The sequence below is a fragment of the Bifidobacterium sp. LH_449 genome, from assembly GCF_056356755.1.
The window spans coordinates 14,388-35,234 of the sequence record NZ_JBKEUV010000007.1; the positions used below are offsets into that span (position 1 = coordinate 14,388).

Consider the following 20,847-nt stretch of genomic DNA (forward strand, 5'->3'; position numbering starts at 1 on the left):
AACCGCAAAGCGACATCGCAAGACAGGAAATCACGAATCAAGGAATCACAAATCAGGAAATCACGAACAAGAAAACCGCGAAATCATCGTCCGACGGCGACGCCAAGCGAACTGCGCATCATCACCTTCGCGGGAATCAGGCCGGCACCATGCTGCGTCACCGCAAAACTCGGGGTTTCGCCCTCACCCAGCAAACGCAGCGCCTCACGCATCGCGGCGACGCCAAGCTGCTCGAAATCGGGACGCACCGTCGTCAAAGGCGGGAACATATTGTCCATCGCAGGCATATCGTCAAAACCAATCAGGCTCACCTCCTGCGGAATGCGCACGCCATGCTCGTGCAAAGCGCGCGCAATGCCGACGGCCTGGCTGTCGTTCGCGGTCACCACGCAAGTCGGCAGCCTGCCGCCGGAGCGGCCGATGTTGTCAAGAACATGATTCATCTTGCCGTAGGCCTCGGCCGATTCCCACGTTTCGGACTGCACGGTCACCGAACTCACCGAATTCGCGGCGCACAGCTTGTTCCACGCCATCAGACGCGTCGCCGCATCGCGCCATTCCTTCGGCCCCGCGAAATACAGGACCGAACGATGCCCCTGCTGCGCGACCAGCCGCATCACATTCGCCATCGCACCCCACTGGTCGACGCCGACCACGGAAACGCGCCTCCGTTCGGCGGCACGCATCAGACGCAGCCCTTCCTGCACGTTCGTCGCGCCATGCGTGGACGTCACGATAACGCGCGGCTGCGCGATCTGCGCGCGGCAGGCGGCGGAAAACATCACATCGGTGGGGGCCAGGAAAATGAATGCGTCGACGTCCTGCTCATCGAACGTGCGGCACAGGTCGTCGAATTCGTCCTGCGTGCACAGCGCCTCGTGCACCATCGAAACCGAAACGAACAGGCCGTGCGAGCGCGCCGTCGATTCGATCGCCGAAATCGCGGAGATCGGGCCGAAAAAGCGCTGCCCGCCAGCGATCAGACCGATCGTACGGGATCGGCGTGAGGCGAGCGCACGGGCGGAATTGCTGGGACGATAGCCCAATTCGTCGATCGCCTGCTGCACTTTCGCGCGCGTCGCGTCGGAAACGGACGGCGAATTGTTGATGACGCGGGAGACCGTCTGATGGCTGACGCCGGCGAGCTTCGCCACTTCGAAAATCGAAGGGCGCTTGTTGCCGGTGTTGCGTTTGCCTGCCATGTTTGCCTCCCCGTATTGCCTGCAGCTGCTTTGCTGGCGACCGCCTTATTGTGAGGATACCGCGATTACGGCGCGTTTCATAGTGAGCGCTCACAGTTGGCGTGTTACCAGCGCTTTTTTATAAGAGTGCGTGCGATGCATGCGCTGCGGACGCACATTGCGGACACACGTTGCTGGCATGCATTGCGGGGCGTACGCAATCGAATGTGCACCTGCCCCCGTCGCGCCTGCCGTATCCGCTATGATTACCGCACTTGCTGCATCATTACGACCACTGCATCACTGCAATCGCGGCACCGCTACAGTCACTGCGCCGCTATAATCGCTACGCCGCGGCAAGCACGTCGATACGCGCGCGGAAGGCCGGCCAATCGGTGCGCATCGCGGTAAGCAGTTTTCGATTGGGTACATCGTCGATCGGCACCCATTCGATTTCCATGCTTTCATCGTCGTTGGCCTGCGGATTGACGCTGTGACCGGGCTTTTCGAATGCGAACACCGTGGTGTAGCCCCATGGGCCATGGTCTTCACGGTAGGCACCGACCACTTCGATGTCTTCCGGTGTGATGTTGGCCTCTTCGTAGGCTTCGCGCAGCGCCCCTTCGATCGGCGTCTCGCCATCGGCGCTGGCGCCTCCCGGTATGCCCCATGTGCCGCCTTCGGCGCTCCACAATGCGCGATGCTGCATCACCACATGCGTCGGCTTGCCGGTTTCGGCGTCGCGACGGACCAGCAGGATGCCGGACGCTCCGTTCAGGCCCCAATGCTTGCGCCCGCAAGCGCAGTCGACCCAGCCGTCACCCGGCTGTTTCACGTTTTCCTTCGGCGGCAGCACGCTTTTCTCCCCTGTTTTCGAATCGGTGCCGGCGCTCGGATACTGGTCTTCGCGCGTCACGTTCCACAGATCGGTCCATTCGATGCCCAGTTCTGCGGTAAGGCGGCGCGCCAACGGCAGGCTCAGTCCGATGATGCCGTGCGGGTCGCCTTCGATGCCGTCGATGAAGGCTCCGCCGAATCCGTCGATGGTGAAGGAGCCGGCGACTTCCAACGGTTCGCCGGTTTCAATGTAGCGTTCGATGTCGCGGTCGGAATATTCGCAGAAACGCAGCGTCGCCCTGCTGGCTCCGCGGGCGACGCGGCCGGTGGCGAAGTCGATCAGGCAGTGGCCCGTCCATAATTCGCCGGTGGCGCCGCGCATCGCACGAAGCCGTTCGCGGGCGACGTCGGCGCTGTGCGGCTTGCCATAGCATTCGCCGTCCATCAGATACATGGAATCGCAGCCGAGGATCAGCGGGCCGACGGTGCTGGCGTTGAGGCCGCCATGTTCGCCGGCGCCGATGTTCGACATCGGGCAGGATTCGGTGGGAATGGCGATGCTTGAGAAATCACGCGTACGCGTGATGTCGGAAGGATGGTCGGCTGATTCATGCGCTTCGTCGGCCTTCGCCGCAAGCGGGAGGCCTGTGATCTGCTCGCCGGTGGCCGCCGCCGCGGTGGCGGCGACATTGCGGTAGGCGTCGTATACGACGCGCGCTTTGGCTTCGGCGAGAATCATGACGCGCTCCTCGACCGTCAAATCGTCGACGCCGATGCCGCGCTCTTTCGCGGCGCGTTCCAATGCTGCGGGCTCGTCAACATGGGATACGCGGATCGTCGGACAGATGCCGGCCGAAAACAGCACATTGCGGCGCGGCAGGGACTTCGAAGCAAGAATCAGCGGAATCGTCATGCCTTCAACTCTACCAATGCAAGCGTCCCGCCTCACCAGACCCCACCTCGGTCCCGCCTCAGCCTCGTCCCCACCCTGCCGTACCTCGCCCGCCCCGTCTTCCTGACGCTTTTGCCCGCCGAACGCGGCGCGTCGCGACCAAAACCGTCAGGATGGGACAGCCAAACCCGGCAAGGCCCGTCCTCTTCGCCTCCCCTGCACGCCTTTCCTGACACTTTTGACCGCCAAGCGCGGCGTGTTGCGGTCAAAACCGTCAGGATGGGACAGCCAAACCCGGCAAGGACAGTCCTCTTCACCTCCCCTGCACGCCCTCCTGACACTTTTGCCCGCCAAGCGCGGCGTGTTGCGGTCAAAACCGTCAGGATGGGACAGCCAAACCCGGCAAGGACAGTCCTCTTCACCTCCCCTGCACGCCCTCCTGACACTTTTGCCCGCCGAACGCGGCATGTTGCGGTCAAAACCGTCAGGATGGGACAGCCAAACCCGGCAGAGCCCGTCCTCTTCGCCTCCCCTGCACACCTTTCCTGACACTTTTGCCCGCATAACACGGCGTGTTGCGGTCAAAAGTGTCAGAGAGGCGCCCGCGGACGGTAAGGAAATACCCGCTTAACAGCAAGAGACGCGCCCTCCAACGGCAAGAGAGGCCGTCAACGGCAAAAAGACGCCCGTCAGCAGTACGTGAGACGCCCGCCAGTAACAGATAACGCGCCCGCCAGCAGCAGGGACGCACCCGCCAGCAGCAGGAGGACGCCAGTCAACGCCAGAGACGCCCCCTAACGGCGCTCGACTTGCACGCCGGCGGTGTCGACGGCGAGATGCAACACACGCCAGTGGCCGCTGGCAAGCTGCTTGGCGGCGGCCTCTTCGATCGCTTCGCGCGCGTCGCCGTGATGCAGCACGAGCACGCACGGGCCGGCGCCGGAAACCATTGCGGCGTAGCCGCGGGCGCGCAATGTTTCGATCAGATTCCAGGATGGCTCCATCAATGCGGCGCGATACGGCTGATGCAGCTTGTCCTGCGTCGCCACGTACAGCAGCGCGTTCGGGTCGGCGCTGGCTGCGGCCAGCATTCCGGGATTCATCGCGGCCGGCAGAAGTCCCACGCGCGACACGTTGTATACGGCGTCCTTGAAGGCGAGGTCGCCCGGCAGCGCCTTGCGCGCCTTTTCTGTGGACAGTTCGAAATCCGGCACGAACACGGCCGTGGTCACATCGTCGGAGACCTGATAGTTGACGGTGTGGAAGCCGCCGTGCAGCGGCTCGCCCTGCGGGATCGGCACGGATCCGACGCCTTCGCCGGTTTGCAGGTTCCATGACATGGTCAGCCCGCCGTATACGGCCGGCGCGACGTTGTCGGGGTGTCCTTCGATCGCCGCGGCGAGTTCGAAGATGGCGTCACGGTTGAGCGGCCCCTCTTGCGCGAAGGCGGCGGCCGCCGCGATGCCTGCGACGATGGCTTCTGCGGACGATCCCATGCCTCGCGCCTGAGGGATGTTGTTATGCGCTTCCAAGGTGAAGCCGAGACGGCCCAGGCCGAAGGTCTGGCAGGCGCGGCGGAATGCGGAGACGACCAGATGCGTTTCGTCGCGCGGCAACGTATCCGCGCCTTCGCCGTCGATGATGACATGCGCCGAAACGTCGCCTGCCGCGACGGCGGCGCCGGAGGCAGTCATGTCGCCGGTTTCGCCGGCGTCGCCGTTGAGCGTGAACACAAGCTCGTCGTGATAGTCCAACGCCAGACCGACCGTGTCGAAGCCGGAGCCGAGGTTGGCGCTGGTTGCAGGCACGCGCACATGCACTTGCCGAGCCACTGGGATCATCCGTTCCTCCTTATAATCAAATGCCTCATGTTTCACGTGAAACATGAGGCAGATTCAGCATATTTCAGCTCATTTCGTCACTTCAGTATTTGCTGTTTCAGCATTCGCTATTTCGGTTTTTGCCGTATCGGCTCGCCGATTCAGTCCATGACGCGCAGGATGGACGGTTCGCCCGCCACGCAATCCAGTTCGCACACATCCTTGACGGTTGCGCGCAGCGTCTGCTCGTCGGTCAGGTGGGTGACGATGCGCAGCTGCTGCAGTTCGCCGTCATAGCCGGGCTCATTCATGGTCGGCTTGAGATCCTGGTTCACGCCATTGATGGAGATGCCGTGCTCGGCGAATTTCTCGGCGATGGCGGCCAGCACGCCCGGCTTGTCGTGGATGACGAAACGCACTGCGAAAGCGGCCTTGGAAGCGTTGACCGGAGCCTTCGGCAGGGCCTTGTACAGCGGGATGGCCGGACCGGTGCAGCCGGCGACGATGTGACGCGCCACGGTGACCACGTCGCCGACGACGGCGGAAGCGGTCGGGGCGCCGCCTGCGCCGCGGCCGTAGAACATGAGGTCGTCGGCGGCTTCGGCCTTGACGAACACGGCATTGAAGGAGCCGTGCACGGAGGCGAGCGGATGGTCGGTGCCGATCAGCGCCGGATAGACGCGCGCGGACACGCCGGCCTCGCCGTTTTCGACGACGGCGAGCAGCTTGATGACCTTGTTTTCCGCCGCCGCTGCCGCGATGTCGTCGGCGGTGATCTTGGTGATGCCTTCGACGCTGACGTCGTCGATGGTGATGTTGGTATGGAAGCCGAGCGTCGCCATGATGGCGGCCTTGTTGGCCGCGTCATAGCCTTCGATGTCGCCCGTCGGATCGGCTTCGGCGTAGCCCTTGGCCTGGGCGTCCTTGAGGACATCGTCGAAGTCGAGTCCCTTGGTGGTCATTTCGTCGAGGATGTAATTCGTCGTTCCGTTGACGATGCCCAGCATGCTGGTGATTTTGTCGCCGACAAGCGATTCGCGCAACGGACGCAGGAACGGGATGGCGCCGCCTACTGCGGCCTCGAAATAGATGTCGACGCCCTTGGCTTCGGCGGCGGAATAGATTTCCTCGCCGTATTTTGCGAGCAACGCCTTGTTGGCGGTGACGACGGAAGCGCCGTTGTTGATGGCCTCAAGCACGAAGGTGCGTGCGACGTTGGTGCCGCCGATCAGTTCGACGACGATGTCGGCGTTGCGGCATACCGACATGGTGTCGCTGGTCAGCAGGGAGCGGTCGATCCAGGGGAAGTCCACTTCGTCGGGGTCGAGGCATGCGACGCCGGACAGTTCGATCGGACGTCCGATGCGGGCCGCGAGCTCATCCTTCTGTTCGACGATCAGTCGTGCGGTCTGCGAGCCGACGGTGCCTGCGCCCAACAATCCGACGCGAATCGGAGAAACCTGTTCCTGTGCCACTTATTTCGTCTCCTTGCGGTCGATACGCCTTATCTGACTGGTCTCATTGTACGAATGAAATCCGACACGCCGGCGATTCCGTCTCATTCCCATTCCGTTGACGCCGTTTCGCAAAAGAAGTTAACAATTATGATGTTACCTCGCCGTCGCAGTGTATCATTGGTTGCAAGCGATGCCGCTTCCCGCCATGCGGGGAGCCGCCGTGCCCAATGGCTGTGCACGGCCGTGAGGTTCGATGAGGAACGTTCACGATATCGCCGGATGATAGATGAAGGAGTCTGAATAATGAAAGCATATGTTCAGCGACTGGGCCGAGCGCTGATGCTCCCCGTCGCCTGTCTGCCTGCCGCGGCGCTGTTCCTCGGCATCGGCTACTGGATCGACCCGTCCGGATGGGGCGGCAACAACGTCGTCGCCGCCTACCTGTGCAAGACCGGATCCGCGATCCTCGACAATCTCGGCCTGCTCTTCGCCGTCGGCGTCGCCATCGGCATGGCGCGCGACAAGGACGGCGCCTCCGCCCTGTCCGGTCTTGTCGGCTTCATGACCGTCACCACGATTCTGGGTTCCGCTTCGATGTTCCTCGGATTCGACGCGGCGACCATCGACAAAGAACATCCGGCGTTCGCCGCGGGCGCCATCGGCAACAAGAACGTGTTCTTCGGCATCATGGTCGGCTGCGTCGCAGGCGCGTTGTACAACCGGTTCAGCAAGACGAAGCTGCCGGACTTCCTGGCGTTCTTCTCCGGCCGCCGCTGCGTGCCGATCCTGACCGCCGCGATCATGTCGGTCATTTCGCTGATCCTGCTGTTCGTGTGGCCGCTCGTCTACAACGGACTGGTCTGGTTCGGCGAATCCCTGATGGGCATGGGCGCCGTGGGCGCCGGCATCTACGCCTTCTTCAACCGTCTGCTCATCCCGACCGGCCTGCATCATGCTCTGAACAATGTGTTCTGGTTCAACCTGGCCGGCATCGACGACATCACGAAGTTCTGGAACGGCGTCGGCGGCCTGTCCGGCGACGTGGCCGCAGTGCAGGCGACCGGCGGATTCCACCCGTGGGGCACCTACGTCACCGGCATGTATCAGGCCGGCTTCTTCCCGATCATGATGTTCGGCCTGCCTGCCGGCGCGTTCGCCATCTACCGGTGCGCCAAGCCCGAGAAGCGTAAGGCGGTCGGCTCGCTGATGCTGGCCGGTGGCCTTGCCGCCTTCCTTACCGGCGTGACCGAACCGTTGGAGTTCTCCTTCATGTTCGCCGCGTTCCCGCTGTATGTCGTGCATGCGCTGCTCACCGCCCTGTCGGTGTTCATCGCCGCCGCGTTCCAGTGGATCGCAGGCTTCAACTTCTCCGCAGGCTTCATCGACTGGTTCCTGTCGCTGCGCGTGCCGCAGGCGCACCAGCCATGGATGCTGATCGTGCAGGGCCTGGTCTTCGCGGTCATCTACTACTTCGTCTTCACGTTCGTGATCAAGAAGTTCAACCTGAAGACCCCGGGCCGCGGCGATGACGATGAGGAGATCTCCTCCGCCGCCTTCGACGAACCGGCCAAGACCGTCGCTCCGGTCGCCCAGGCCGCCGACAAGTACGCCGATCTGGCCGCCAAACTGTATGCGGCCCTCGGCGGCAAGACCAACGTCGTCGACATCGAAAACTGCGTGACCCGTCTGCGCATGGGCGTCAACAGCACTTCCAACATCGACCTGGATACGATCAGGAAACTGGTTCCGGGCGTCAAGGTGTTGGACGCGAAGAACGTCCAGATCATCGTCGGCACGCAGGTGCAGGCCGTCGCCGACGCGATGGGAGAGATCCACGCCAAGTCGTGACTTCACCGTCCGCAAATGGGGTTAGCGTACGCAGTCAGCGCTAACCCCGTTTGTTCATATCCAACCATCATCTCGTTTTCAACAAGGAGTTTCCATGGCAGGTTTCCTTTCCTCGCTTTTCCGCCGCGACAAGCCTGACCAGACATCGGAGCCGGCGGAGACCCCGGCCGCGACGACGCAGCCGCAGCCCGGCCAGCCGACCACGATGCCGATCGTCTCCCCCGTCGACGGATCATGCAAGCCGATCGACGAGGTTCCGGACGAAACGTTCGCCGCGAAGATCCTCGGCGACGGCTTCGGCGTCGTGCCGGCGTCCGGCACTGTGGTGGCGCCGGTCAGCGGCACCGTGACCACCATCGCCAACGCCAAGCACGCGGTCGGCATCACCACGCCGGGCGGCGTCGAAGTGCTCATCCACATCGGCGTGGACACCGTGCAGCTCGAAGGAGCGCCGTTCACCATGCGCGTCGCCGCGGGACAGCCAGTGCAGGCCGGCATCCCCATGGTGGATGTCGATTTCGCCGCGATCACCGCTGCGGGGAAGGCCACCGATGTCATCGTCGTCTTCACGAATCCCGACCGCATCGACACGTTGACGCTGCCGAAGGCCGGCGCCGTCGCCGCAGGCACCACAATCGGACGGCTCGCCGTCAAATCCTGAATCCCGTGCCGGCCGCGGCCAGGCGGCACGACGCCCGGCATGACGCATATGACGATCCCCGACTGCCTGATCTGGGCAGCCGGGGATCGTCGCCGTTATCCGTCACCGTCACATGGCATCGTCACATGCCCGTCACACGACACCGTCATGTGTCACCGTCATGTGACGTCATCGATCATTCGCTGACGTCCAAGGCCAACAGATCGTCGACCGTCTGACGGCGGATCATCACATGGGCGTTCGTTTCGCTCACTGCGACGACGGCAGGAATCAGCGCCTGATTGTAGTTGCTGGCCATCGTGCGGCCGTACGCGCCCGTCACCGGCACGGCCAGGACGTCGCCGCGCCGAACGTCGGCCGGCAGCTGGCATTCGGGGACGATGATGTCGCCCGACTCGCAGTGCATGCCGACGACGCGGCACAGCTTCGTCTCTTCCGAGCCCGCGCGGTTGGCCATGCGCACCGCGTATTTCGAGCCGTACAACGCCGGGCGGACGTTGTCGCTCATGCCGCCGTCCACCGAAACATACGTGCGTTCGGTCACCGGATCGCCCTGTTCGTCGACGACGCCGCTCAGCGCGACGGTTTTGACCGTGCCCACGCGGTACAGCGTCACGCCGGCCGGGGCCACGATCCAGCGGCCCGGTTCGAAGGAGATCACCGGAGCCGGCATGCCGAGCGCACGGTTGACGCCGGTGACCGCTTCGGCGAGACGCCGCAGTTCGACGTTCACGTCCATCGAATCCTCGCCGTCCGTGTAGGCCACGGAGTATCCGCCGCCCAGGTCGACTTCCGGCAGCGTGTAGGCGTCGGTGGCGTAGAAGGTCTTGCGCAGCAGCATCATGCGTCGGGCCGCCTGGATGAAGGCGTCCGCATCATGGATATTCGATCCGATATGCGAATGGATGCCGACCAGTTCCAGCGAATCTCCGCGGCGCAGAATATCCTTCAGCACGGCGAGCGCCGGCCCGTCCGCAACGGTTTCCATCGCCGCGGCCAGCATGCGGTCGTCGTCGGAAACGTCGGCGGCGTTCAGATCATACGGATATTTGATGTCGTGACGCAGCATGCGCTCATATGGCTTGTGCGAGACGGCCGCATCGCCGGAAACATTGCCGGCAGCGACACCATCGGATGCCGCAACACTGCCGACGGCATCATCTGCGACCTCATGCTCACGCAATCGCGCGTTCGCCCCGGCCGGCGTCACCTCGGACAGGTTCTCCAGCAGATCCAGCGCCGATGCGTCCGCGCCGGCAGGCAGCAGCGGCACGCCGAATTTCTGATCCTCATGCGCGGTTGATACGAATTCGTGGCCGCCGGCGTGGATGCCGGACGTGACGCGCAGCATCACGCGGGCGCGCTTGCCAAGCCGTTTGGCGATGCGTTCGATGCGGGCCGGTTCGTCCGGTTCGTCGACGACGATTTTGGCGAATCCCTGTTCGATGGCGAGCGCGATTTCCTCGTCGCTTTTGTTGTTGCCGTGCAGCACGAGGCGTCGCCCCGGAACGCCTGCGGCGAGCGCGATGCGCATTTCGCCCATGGTGCAGGTGTCGACGAGCATGCCCTGTTCGGTGACGATGCGCACGATTTCCTTGGAGATGAACGCTTTTGCGGCGAAGCTGACATGCGTGGTCGTGGTGGGGAAGGCGGCGGCCGCGGCTTTGACGAAGCGTGAGGCGCGGTCGGCGACTTCGTCGGTGTCGATCAGATACAGCGGCGAGCCGAAGTCGTCCAGCAGTGATTCGGCGGTGCGGCCGTGGAATTCGATGGCGCCGTCGCTGTTGATGGCGCTGGCTTTGGGCCAGATCGGGGTGACGGGCATGTGCGCTCCTTATGCGATATGAGGATGTGAAAAATCGGATTGATTCGTTGGTCTTGTTTGTTTTGTTCGATTTATCAGGATGATTGCCTGCGGGACCGTCGGATATCGGATTGCAGGACGCCGCGTCATCGGCAATGCCGGAATATCGCAATGCGATATATGCGATTCCGATATGCGACAGCCCCCTCTGCGAATGCGATGCGCGGTCGCAATGTGAGGGGGCCGTGTGTCGTCAGATCACATCTTGTCCGGTGCGCTGACGCCCAGAAGGTCGAGACCGGAGGCGATGACGGCCTGCACGGCGTCGTTGAGCTTCAGTCGTGCGGCGGCGCGGGCCGGTTCCGGAGCCTTGGCGATGCGCATGGCTTCGCGTTCGGCGTCGTCGGCGCGTTCCTCCGGATCGGTCAGGGACATCGGCACGACGCGTTCCACGTTGTACCACTTGTGGTACGTGGCGGCGAGGTCCTCCAGATAGTGGGCCACGCGGTGCGGGGCGCGCAGGTCGCCGGCTTCTCGCAGTACCGCCGGCCATTGGGCCAGGGCGGCGAGCACTTCGCCGTCGGCGACGGTGTCGAGCAATGCCAGGTCGGCGCCCTCATACGTGATGCCGGCGTCGGCGGCGTTGCGGTCCACGTTGCAGGAGCGGGCGTGCGCGTACTGCACGTAGTACACCGGGTTTTCGTTGGAGTGGGATGCCAGCAGGTTCAGGTCGATGTCGACCGGCGAGTTGTAGTCGGTGCGGGCCAGCGAGTAGCGGGCCGCGTCCACGCCGATGGCTTCGGTCAGATCGTCGATGGTGACGACGTTGCCGGCGCGTTTCGACATGCGGACGGGCTTGCCGTCCTTCATCACGTTGACGAGCTGGCCGATCAGGATCTGCATGTTCTTGCCCGGCTCGTCGCCGAAGGCGGCGCACATGGCCATCATGCGGCCGATGTAGCCGTGATGATCGGCGCCCAGCATGTAGATCGCCACGTCGGCCGGGTCGGTTTCGCGATGGCGCTTGTTGTAGTAGTAGGCGATGTCGGCCGCGAAGTACGCGGCGTTGCCGTCGGACTTGATGATGACGCGGTCCTTGTCGTCGCCGTGCTTGGTGGAGGCGAACCAGGTGGCGCCGTCCTTTTCGAAGATGTCGCCGCGGGCGCGCAGGTCGGCGATCGCCTTGTCGACCGCGCCCTGCTCATACAGGCTGTTCTCGTGGAACCACACGTCGAAGTCGACGCGGAAGTTCTTCATCGAACGGCGGATTTCGTCGAACATCATCGGCACCGCACGCTTGCGGAATTCCTCACGCTGTTCGGAATCTCCCTCACCCAGCGGATTTCCATCGTTGTCGACGCCGCCGTCGACGCGCGGCAGCGACAACGCGTCGATGCCTTCCGCCTTGGCTTCGTCGATAACGCGCTGCGCGATTTCATCGATGTAGGCGCCCTTGTATCCGTCGATCGGGCATTCCTCGCCATGGGCGGCGGCGACCAGCGACTTGGCGAAACGGTTGATCTGCTCGCCGTGATCGTTGAAATAATATTCGCGCACGACCTTCGCGCCGTTCGCTTCGAGCACGCGGGCCATCGAATCGCCGACGGCCGCCCAACGGGTGCCGCCGATATGGATCGGGCCGGTCGGGTTGGCGGAAACGAATTCAAGATTCAACGTTTCGCCGCCCAGATGATCGTTCCTGCCGTACGCGGCGCCGGCCTCGAGCACGGCGTCCACGACGGCCGCGGCGGAAGCGGAATCAAGCGTGATGTTGATGAAGCCGGGGCCGGCCACTTCGACCTTGCTGACGCCGTCGGCCTCGGTGAGGCGGGCCGCGAACAGTTCAGCCAGATCATGCGGCTTCATGCCGGCCTTCTTGGCCAGCTGCATGGCGGCGTTGGAAGCCCAATCACCGTGCGCGCGATCCTTCGGGCGCATCACGGCGAACTTGGACGTGTCGGGAATCAGGTCTTCGGTCAGGGTGCCCGCCTCACCGGCAGCGACAAGGTCGTGCGCGATGGCGGAAATCAGTTCACTCAATGCTTCTGGGCTCATTCTTCTAAGAATACCGGGCACGCAGACAGAGGAGACCTCGGATGGCGGCGGCCACGGACGCCGCTTATACGACGAACGCGGCGGCATGTTTCCGTTCAATGACCTTCATTGAACAGGAAACCGCCGCCGCGTCGAATGGGGCGCGCATCACGCCCGCATCGTCTTACGTTCCTTGGCTCACAGGGCCGCGATCGCGTCGATTTCGACGAGGGCGCCCTTGGGGATGTCGTTGCCGCCGAACGCGCAGCGGGCCGGCTTCACGTCGCCGCAGAAGACTTCGGCGTAACGGGCGTCGACCTCCTTGAAATCGTCGACGTCCTTCATATAGATCGTGGTGCGCACCACGCCGCTCAGGCCGGTGCCGGCGGCCTCAAGAATGTGCGCGATGTTCTTCAACGCCTGCGTGGCCTGCTCGCCCGCGGTCGGGCCCGCCAGCTCGCCGGTGGCCGGATCGATGCCCAGCTGGCCGGACACGAACACGAACCCGTTGGCCTTGACGGCCTGGCTGTAGGCGCCCAACGCAGTCGGCGCGCTCGTCGTGGCCACGGCTTCCAGCCTCTCGTTCATCACTGCTCCTTCAATGGTCGATTCATCGGATGAATGATGTCCGACATCATACGTCGCCGAATCCGCATCCGTGACGGATGGTCCAAATAGGAAGCGCCGCGGCCCATGCCAGCCGGCAGCCGACCGGCGGCATGGGCCGAAAGGTCAGTCCGCGGACGAAACCCCGTTCCATATTATGGAGACGATGCCGTTGGCGATACGCGTCGAACGCATTTCGTCGACGTCGACCGCATGGCGGATCATCGCCATATCGTCGCCCAGCATGCCCGTGACCCCCGCTTCAAGGCAGCGTGCGGCGGCCCGACCGTCCCATATCGATCCGGCGAGCACCGGCACCTGATGCTCACGAGCCAAACGCATGAACGCCGAAGTCATTTCATGGCCGCGCAATACCACGAAATCCGCGCCGTCATTCCAGTCGACGGATTCCGGATGCCCGCTGGCGCAGTATCCGACCAGCCATTGCGGATGCCTGCGTTCCAGCCTCGACAGCACCTTCCGGTTCGTCGACATGAGCATCACCTGATCGTCGTATCCGATCCGTCGGATTTCGTATGCCACCGTCGAGGCGAGCTTGTCCGCCCCCTCATCCCCGGTTTTCAGGTCGAGCAGCAGCCCTATGCCGGACGACATCGCGACATCGAAGGCCTCGCGCAATGTCGGGATCCGATACTGCATGCCGTTCGAACGCATACGCATGCGCCGCAGCGTCCGCAACGGCGTTCGCGCGACGGTCACGGTGCGCCCCTGCGCCGAAAGACGCTCCGTGGTGCGGTCATGGAATACGACGGGATACCCGTCGGAGGTGAGCCTTACATCGATTTCCGCATAGTCGGCGCCGTTCGACGCCGCACGCGCGATGGAGCGCAGCGAATTCTCCGCTTCACCGCTGTCGCCGCGATGGGCGATGACGATGGGCCTGGACCGCCCCGCGAACGTATGCCCGGCTACCGCGAACGGCCGGATGGCGTCCGGGCCGCCGAAGGAGACGGCCATACGATGGCATGCCATGCAGCCGACAGTCAACAGCATGCCGAACAGGACGACGACGGACATCAGCTTCATGCGGAACGCAGGGCGAGGCGTTCCCTCGCGCAGGGCTTTCGATGAAGTCACATTGCGGCCGTTCATGACGCGTCCTTTCACCCACCGGATACCGGTGCCTTCAATGGGACCGTAAGCCGAACGTTTCACGGCCCCGATGCCGTATCCTTTTTCATTGTGGCAGAACACCGACGCGTTATCCTGCGCGACAGGCGAAATTCAGGGATATATCAGGAAGGTTTCAGGGGCGCCTCAGGGACGGTTCAAGGCGGTTCGAAGACGTCTCGGAAACGCTTGCACGAGGTGCGCTACGTGTACAGGAAATCCGCGGTCATGTCGAGATAGTTCCGGCCGCCGTAGGACGGATACCGCTTCCGCACTTCCGTCTTGAAGCTGCCGGCGTCCTTGCAATCCGCCGCGATCGCCTTCGGATCGTTCGGGTAATCGATCTTCTCCCGCACATCCTTCAGGTCTTCCGGCGTGTAATGCGCAGACAGCACCAGGTCGTATCCCTTTTCGATGCATCCGTTGAGTCCGGCGATCATCGCGTCGGCATGCTCCGCGCTTGCGACGATGGAATGGCGGTCATGCCCCAGCATATGCGTGTAGACGGCGTTGATTTCGGGGATGACGATGTCGAACGCCTCGGCGGTCTGCCTGATGTCGAAGTCGATGCCGCATACCGCCGTCTCTCCCGGCTCGATGAAGTCGGTGATCTTGTGGACGCCGCCGTCGAAGGCGGCGCCGAAGGCGCTCGTGAAGTTCTCGATCAGCGCCTTGCCGCCCTTCTCCACGATGAAGACCTCGTCGCCGATGAGGCCGTTCGTTTCGTACGCATGCAGCGTCACTCCGCCGAAATCACAGACGCGAACCTCGCCCTTTGCGAGCTTTACGGCGGCGAATGCGTTCTTGTCCATGCCGTCGCCTTCCTTATCGTGTGGTTTCCCCGCTTCGCCGCGTTCCGTGTCCGAAGCCTCGCCGTTCAAGATAGGAACGTTGCTTTCGAATGTAAAGAAGACACTTTCTTGTAATACAATTACCCAAAGGATACTATTGGATGGTTGCCGAGAGGAAACCAATGCGCGATTCCGGGCATTTCGACGGAAGCCGCGCATTTTTGAAAGATTTCGACGATTCCCACGCCCATGCATGTCGCGGATCGGGAATGCGTTGGACGGCGGGCCCGCCTTCCGCGACCCGCGCCGCAACCCACGGCGACCTCGTCACGCGGACGGTGTACGCGGAGGTGCCTCCAAGGGTGGAATACTCCCTGACGGAGCTGGGGTCGAGCCTGCAGCCGATTCTCACCGCCATGCAGGAGTGGGGCAGATCATATCAGGCTTCGTCACGCTGACGACGTCATGCCGCCGGCTGGTCGGATCGCCGCGCACGCAATCGATCCGACGGGTTGGGCATCTTTCTCCAGCAATGCCTCCAGAACACCACCACGCCTGGTGACGAGGATGAGCCCAACCCAGACATTGCGCCCATCGGCTCTACATTCCAAAGACAGGCGAGCGTCTCTTCACGCTCGACCAGAACGAGAAGGACCATCTTGTCTCAATCGGATGCCGTAATGAAGACATCGTCCTTGTCGTGACGGCGGACGGAGAGACTCGTCCTGCCGATAAAACGACCAAACGTGCCATTTTGAACGAAGCCACCATGCACAATTGGTCGGAAAATCAGCTATTGGCGACCAATTGTGCGCAGTGGCTTCGTCATAAGTCGCAGAAATGGTCGCGAATGGAACGGATGGAAGGCAAATACCGAGCAAATACCGACTTTGAGGGCAGGTTGGGGGCAAGTTTAGGGCAGGTTTAGGGCAGGTTTGGGGCCGGCCGGCGAGATACCGGCGTCCGGATATCGACGGTTGGATCGCCGCGCACACGATCGATCCGGCGCGTTGAAGAGGACGCCTTTGCATAGCAATGTCCCCGGAATGTCCCCGATTTGGACGGGGTGGGGTTAGGGCCGACTGGAAATCCTTGGAATTCCGCCGTTCTCGTGGGCTCGATGGGGATCGAACCCACGACCTTCTGTTCCGGAGACAGACGCTCTATCCACTGAGCTACGAACCCGAGTTAACTTGACTATTTTATGACAGGCATGGACCAAATAACACACGTCCAAAGCATGATCGGCAACATAACAGCATAAACGCCCCCGCACAATCATGCGAGGGCGCTACAGACAAACGGCCAGCCGGCCGATGATCAGTACATCAGCGTGGCGAGGCGGCGGCGCGCGCGCTTCAGACGTTCATCGTCCGCCGGCGGAATCAGGAAATATTCCAGCATGCGCTGTCGTACCGGCTCGATGTCGGCGCGATGGCCCGCCGCAAGGAAGTCCAGCAGACGGTCGAACGCGTCCTGAATCTGACCGCCGATCATGTCGATGTCGGCGACGGCAAGCTGCGCTTCGACATCATCCGGATGCTCCGCGGCGGCGGCGCGCACCAGTCGCACGTCCGCGGCGCCGGAACGGGCCAGCAGCAGCGCCTTCGCGCGTTCACGGGCGGCCAGCGCGTCATTCGGATCGGCTTCCAGCACTTTGCCGTATGCGGCGGCGGCACCGGCATAATCGCCCTGCTGCGCCAACATGTAGGCGTCCATATGCGCGGCCGGAATCTGCGGCTCGGCCGAAGCGCCCGCCTCGCCGGCAGCCGCGGCGCCGTCCTGATCGGGATCGCCGGAATACGGCGCGCTGCCGACCACGCCGGCCTGCTGCGCGACGGCGACCAATTTCGGAATCACTTCATCCGCGATCTGCTGCAGTTCGGCGTCGGACGGCAGGCCTTGCAGAATCGGCATCGAGCGTCCGCCGATCAGACCGAACAATGCGGGCGCGCCAGTCACTTGGAAGGCCTGTGCAATGGACGGGTTCGCCGCAATATCGATGCGGGCCAGCTGAATCTGGCCGTTCATCGCGTTCACGGCATCGCCAAGCCGCTGCGCCATCGGGAAGAGACGGTCATCCGTCGGCACCCACAGCAGCAGCACGATCGGGAATGTGGCCGAAGTCTGCACCATCGCCTGGAACGTGTTTTCGGAAACGTCGATCACATAGCCGCCCGCGGCCGGAGCGCCGCCGGCTTCGCCCGGTTCCGCCTTAACCTGATGCTTCAACGCTTCCAAATCGACCGCGCCCGCAAGGGACACGCCAGGATTGAACTGACCTGCCATCATGCCTCCCGATTCCGGGCCGCCCTCGATGAGGCGGCCGCTTGCAGAAATCAAACAACAATCATTGCCGCAATCAACTATAGTTGCGGCATCACGCCGTAAAGCGTTGCGCCACAAGAGAATCCGTCACACAGCGTCATGCAGCGGCATGCAACGTCACATAACGGAATGCCTGCGGGAGCGGCTGCGCAACGATGCAATGCCTGCACGAGGATTCCGTCTTACAGCGCCTCCACGCTTACCGGCTGCCATTCGGCGCCGACGGCCGTGATCTGCTGGTCGGATCCTTCCGGCGGAATGTACAGCGCGACCATGCTCACATAGGTGACCTTCATCGTGCTGGTCGCCGTCGCACCGCCGAACAGCGCGGTCTCCGAATCGGATGCAGGCAGTGACTGGCGGCCTTCGCCGGCCTGGCGGATCATCTCGTTGTTGATCTGCGTCACGACCAGTTCGCCGCCGTCAGCGGCTCGCATGCAGGCGAGCGCGCCGTCGACCGCACTGAACGTCTGCTGCAGCGTGCCCCTGTTGCGTTCCATGCCTTCCTGCACGGTCTGCGTCTGCGACGCCATCGCCTGACGGAAATAATCGTCCGCGATCATGGCCGCATACTGGCTGTTCGCGCCGTTCTGCAGCACGTCCACGTATTGGGCGACGGCTTCCTTCGGCGTAGCCACCAGGCCTGCATCGTTTTCGTCGCCCATCTGCGAACCGATGCTGGCGATGGTGAATTTCGGCAGCTGCGCGCCCTGGAACAGTCGCGCGACGCCCCACAGCTTGTAATTCTGCCGCGGCGAATCCTGTTTCAACACCAGAAGACGCTTGGATTGCTGGTCTTCCGTTGTCGTGGTGATGGCGAAAACGGTACGCGGCCAGCCGCTATCGGTCGGGATGATCGTCTGCGAAATGTCGGTCGGAATGGTGGTTTTCTTGTCCAGCTGGCCCGTCGCGCGCGCGGTGATCAGTTCGCTGGTGCGCACCTGCAGGGCCGGCCCCGACATGATGGTGGGCAGTATGTCGGTGTTGCGATCCTGATTCGCTTGGTCGAGCGTTTCCAGGATCCGCGTACGGATCCGCTTTTCCTGGGCTTCCGTCAGATCCGGGACGGCCGTGGAGGTGGCCGTGCTCGTGGACGGATTGGAGACCGTTGGAACCTGTCCTTCGCATGCGGAAAGACCGGCGGTCATCGAGATGGCGGCAATGGACGCCATGATTGCGGTAATACGGGATTTCCTTGCCATCATGCCTCCTTGTCGCCGAATTCGCCGTTTGCCGATTGATCATCCGATGATTCGGATTGCGCGTTTGCGGCCCGCTCTTCGGAAGCCTCCTGCGCAAGACGCGCGAAATACGCCTGCAATTCGTCCTGCGTGATGACGGACGTCGTTTCGCCGGCGCTCGACGAGTCCTGCTCGTTCGCGCCGCCGGCATTTTCGGTGACCAGATTACGCCTGCCCGGATCGACGATGCTCGGTTTTGAAGTCTGTTCGCCGGCATTCGCGGTTTCGTCGTCACGCGATCCGGCAGGGGCTTCGGCACGGTCTGCGCGATGCGAGGCATGACGGCGGCTACGCGCACGACGGGATGTCGCCGCCCCTGCAGCGGCGGTCGCGGGAATCGAGGCCAACGTTGCCGTCGCCCACGGCGACGGGGCGTCGGAGGCCACTTCCTCCTGCCCGTTTTCAACGGCTTCCAACGTCCCGCGATGACGACGCTTCTGCGGCGACATCGCGAACACGGATGCCGACAGCACCGCCATGATCGCAAGCAATGCCGCGCACAGGTAGAAAGGCATCGCAAAATCAGGTACCGTCGTACGCGTCCAATGCATGGTGATTTCAGCGTTCTTCTTTTCGCCCAAATCAATCAATGCGACATTCGTCTTGTCGGATCCCAAATCCTGCCTGTCCACGTTCATGGAAACATCATGCGTGCCGCATCCCGCAGACAGCCACATATCGGAATCCGCTATTCCAACCTGATTCTCGGAAGAGTCGGCGCTGCCCTGCGCCGACGCCTTTTCAGTGGACAGATTCCGCCAATCGGTCAAGCCTGTGATCCTCGTGTACTGTTCGCCTGCGATCCATCCGGCTGCATCCTTGGCCGAACCGACGACGATGCACACGTCCTCGCTTGAATTCCTGGGCGAAACGGTGATCTTCGTTTTCGTGTCCACCAAAGGAAGGACGCCCGGATCGGTGACGATATACCGAGTGCCGGATACGTTTGCGACAGCCGTCACCGACGTGCTCGGCTTCCATTCGGTCGCGTTCAGAACACCCAAGACAATGCAGGCCACCGCCAGCAACCCGAAGATAGGCGTGACGACTCCCCGCATGATCTTCGCGCGCCGGGTCGGCCGCTTGAGGACATGCTCGGACGTTTGTGCAGTTCCCTTTTCGGATCCGCTGTTTTCCTGCTCGATAGTCATAACGAATCCTATTCTACAATCCCACCTTGATGCAGTCTGAATGCCGTAAATCATGGTTTTCGACTAGGCTATGGTTTCATGCGCAATACTTCGAATTTCTTTACGACGTTGGCCGCGGCGTCCGCGTTGGCGCTGTGCTTGGGCGTTTCCGCATGCGACGATTCCTCTTCCGCCGATTCCACGGTTTCGATGAATCAGATCGCCGGCGTCACCGCTACCGGCAATCCCGGCGAAAAGCCGAAAATCGCCTTCAAGGCGCCGATGACCGTTGAGGACGGCAGCTATGTCATGCTGCAGGAGGGCGACGGCGAACAGGTCGAAGACGGCGACCGCCTGTGCATGCAGGGCATCGCGCTCAACGCCGAAGACGGCACCGAACTGATGAGCACTTGGGAAGACAATACGCCCGACTGCTCCGCGCTGGTCGACGCGGATTCGATGAGCACCGATTATTACAATGTCTTCAAGTCGATGAAAATCAACGGCACCGTCGCATTCGGCAGCAATGATTCCAGTTCTTCCGACTCGTCCTACATCATGGCGTACACGCTTGTGTCCAAGTCGAAGGATTACACGAAGGCCACCGGCGACGAAGTCACCGATATTCCCGCCGACCTGCCGAAGGTGACGCGCGACGAGGACGGCAAGCCGTCGATCGACATGAACGGCTACAAGGGCAGCGATACGCTGGTCGCGCAGCCGCTGATCAAGGGCAAGGGCGCGACCGTCACCGACAGCCAGAGCGTCGTGGTGAAGTACACGGGCTGGCTGCTGGACGGCACGCAGTTCGATTCCTCGTGGGACCGCGGCGACACGCTGACCGCCGACACGTATAGCGGCGGCTACAACACCGTTATCGACGGCTGGCAGCAGGGCATGATCGGCCAGACCGTCGGTTCGCAGGTGCTGATGGTGATTCCGCCGGACCTGGGTTACGGCGATACCGAACAGGGCTCCATCCCGGCCAATTCGACGCTGGTGTTCGTGGTGGACATCCTCGCCGCGTACTGAGCCGGCCGGAAGGTCTGAACAGGGCCGGATGGACGCCGGCGATGGCGATGGGCC

General features: G+C 62.7%; 17 protein-coding genes and 1 tRNA gene. 5 read left to right on the forward strand and 13 right to left on the reverse strand.

Features of this window, described 5'->3' with window-relative positions; translation table 11 throughout:
• Positions 1-83: 83 nt before the first annotated feature.
• From AC1AX7_RS06450 to AC1AX7_RS06465, 4 genes are all read right to left on the reverse strand, one after another.
• Positions 84-1,202: a LacI family DNA-binding transcriptional regulator gene (locus AC1AX7_RS06450; protein WP_476509269.1), complete on the reverse strand. Its 1,119-nt coding sequence runs from the start codon at positions 1,200-1,202 to the stop codon at positions 84-86.
• A 325-nt stretch (positions 1,203-1,527) separates the two neighbouring features.
• Entirely contained in the window at positions 1,528-2,931 is a 1,404-nt protein-coding gene (locus AC1AX7_RS06455) for a Maf family protein (RefSeq protein ID WP_476509270.1), read from the reverse strand.
• Between the two features lie 773 nt (positions 2,932-3,704).
• Positions 3,705-4,751, reverse strand: coding sequence for a homoserine kinase (thrB, locus tag AC1AX7_RS06460; protein ID WP_476509271.1), 1,047 nt, complete (start codon positions 4,749-4,751; stop codon positions 3,705-3,707).
• Positions 4,752-4,891: 140 nt separating this feature from the next.
• Positions 4,892-6,205 (reverse strand): homoserine dehydrogenase, encoded by a 1,314-nt coding sequence (locus tag AC1AX7_RS06465; protein ID WP_476509272.1) that lies wholly within the window; start codon positions 6,203-6,205, stop codon positions 4,892-4,894.
• A gap of 285 nt (positions 6,206-6,490) precedes the next feature.
• Here AC1AX7_RS06465 and nagE point away from each other — a divergent pair, with 285 nt between their 5' ends.
• Together nagE and AC1AX7_RS06475 are read left to right on the forward strand one after the other, a co-directional pair.
• Positions 6,491-8,035: an N-acetylglucosamine-specific PTS transporter subunit IIBC gene (gene nagE, locus AC1AX7_RS06470; protein WP_476509273.1), complete on the forward strand. Its 1,545-nt coding sequence runs from the start codon at positions 6,491-6,493 to the stop codon at positions 8,033-8,035.
• Positions 8,036-8,129: 94 nt separating this feature from the next.
• Positions 8,130-8,696: a PTS sugar transporter subunit IIA gene (locus tag AC1AX7_RS06475; RefSeq protein WP_476509274.1), complete on the forward strand. Its 567-nt coding sequence runs from the start codon at positions 8,130-8,132 to the stop codon at positions 8,694-8,696.
• Positions 8,697-8,871: 175 nt separating this feature from the next.
• On the opposite strand, the gene AC1AX7_RS06480 is transcribed toward AC1AX7_RS06475, so the two are convergent.
• From AC1AX7_RS06480 to AC1AX7_RS06500, 5 genes are all read right to left on the reverse strand, one after another.
• Positions 8,872-10,521, reverse strand: a complete 1,650-nt coding sequence (locus tag AC1AX7_RS06480) for a diaminopimelate decarboxylase family protein (RefSeq protein WP_476509275.1) — start codon at positions 10,519-10,521, stop codon at positions 8,872-8,874.
• 237 nt (positions 10,522-10,758) lie between these two features.
• Entirely contained in the window at positions 10,759-12,555 is a 1,797-nt protein-coding gene (gene argS, locus AC1AX7_RS06485) for an arginine--tRNA ligase (RefSeq protein WP_476509276.1), read from the reverse strand.
• Between the two features lie 177 nt (positions 12,556-12,732).
• Positions 12,733-13,122, reverse strand: a complete 390-nt coding sequence (locus tag AC1AX7_RS06490; protein ID WP_476509277.1) for a Rid family detoxifying hydrolase — start codon at positions 13,120-13,122, stop codon at positions 12,733-12,735.
• 144 nt (positions 13,123-13,266) lie between these two features.
• Complete coding sequence (locus tag AC1AX7_RS06495; RefSeq protein ID WP_476509278.1) at positions 13,267-14,253, reverse strand: glycerophosphodiester phosphodiesterase; 987 nt, start codon at positions 14,251-14,253, stop codon at positions 13,267-13,269.
• A gap of 221 nt (positions 14,254-14,474) precedes the next feature.
• A complete protein-coding gene (locus AC1AX7_RS06500) occupies positions 14,475-15,152 on the reverse strand; it encodes a hypothetical protein (RefSeq protein ID WP_476509279.1) in 678 nt (225 codons plus the stop codon).
• 179 nt (positions 15,153-15,331) lie between these two features.
• Here AC1AX7_RS06500 and AC1AX7_RS06505 point away from each other — a divergent pair, with 179 nt between their 5' ends.
• Both AC1AX7_RS06505 and AC1AX7_RS06510 read left to right on the forward strand, forming a co-directional pair.
• Positions 15,332-15,520, forward strand: coding sequence for a winged helix-turn-helix transcriptional regulator (locus AC1AX7_RS06505; protein WP_476509280.1), 189 nt, complete (start codon positions 15,332-15,334; stop codon positions 15,518-15,520).
• A 146-nt stretch (positions 15,521-15,666) separates the two neighbouring features.
• The gene (locus AC1AX7_RS06510; RefSeq protein WP_476509354.1) at positions 15,667-15,990 is read left to right on the forward strand and encodes a hypothetical protein; all 324 of its coding nucleotides are present in this window, start codon (positions 15,667-15,669) and stop codon (positions 15,988-15,990) included.
• 184 nt (positions 15,991-16,174) lie between these two features.
• Here AC1AX7_RS06510 and AC1AX7_RS06515 read toward each other — a convergent pair.
• The 4 genes from AC1AX7_RS06515 to AC1AX7_RS06530 form a co-directional block, all read right to left on the reverse strand.
• Positions 16,175-16,247: transfer RNA gene (locus AC1AX7_RS06515), tRNA-Arg, on the reverse strand.
• Between the two features lie 135 nt (positions 16,248-16,382).
• Positions 16,383-17,354 (reverse strand): tetratricopeptide repeat protein, encoded by a 972-nt coding sequence (locus AC1AX7_RS06520; protein ID WP_476509355.1) that lies wholly within the window; start codon positions 17,352-17,354, stop codon positions 16,383-16,385.
• A 218-nt stretch (positions 17,355-17,572) separates the two neighbouring features.
• A complete protein-coding gene (locus AC1AX7_RS06525) occupies positions 17,573-18,592 on the reverse strand; it encodes a DUF8094 domain-containing protein (protein ID WP_476509281.1) in 1,020 nt (339 codons plus the stop codon).
• Positions 18,592-19,782, reverse strand: coding sequence for a hypothetical protein (locus AC1AX7_RS06530; protein WP_476509282.1), 1,191 nt, complete (start codon positions 19,780-19,782; stop codon positions 18,592-18,594). The genes AC1AX7_RS06525 and AC1AX7_RS06530 overlap by 1 nt, the downstream gene beginning before the upstream one ends.
• Before the next feature lie 78 nt (positions 19,783-19,860).
• Between AC1AX7_RS06530 and AC1AX7_RS06535 the strand changes: the two genes are divergently transcribed.
• Entirely contained in the window at positions 19,861-20,793 is a 933-nt protein-coding gene (locus AC1AX7_RS06535; RefSeq protein ID WP_476509283.1) for an FKBP-type peptidyl-prolyl cis-trans isomerase, read from the forward strand.
• Positions 20,794-20,847 lie beyond the last annotated feature (54 nt).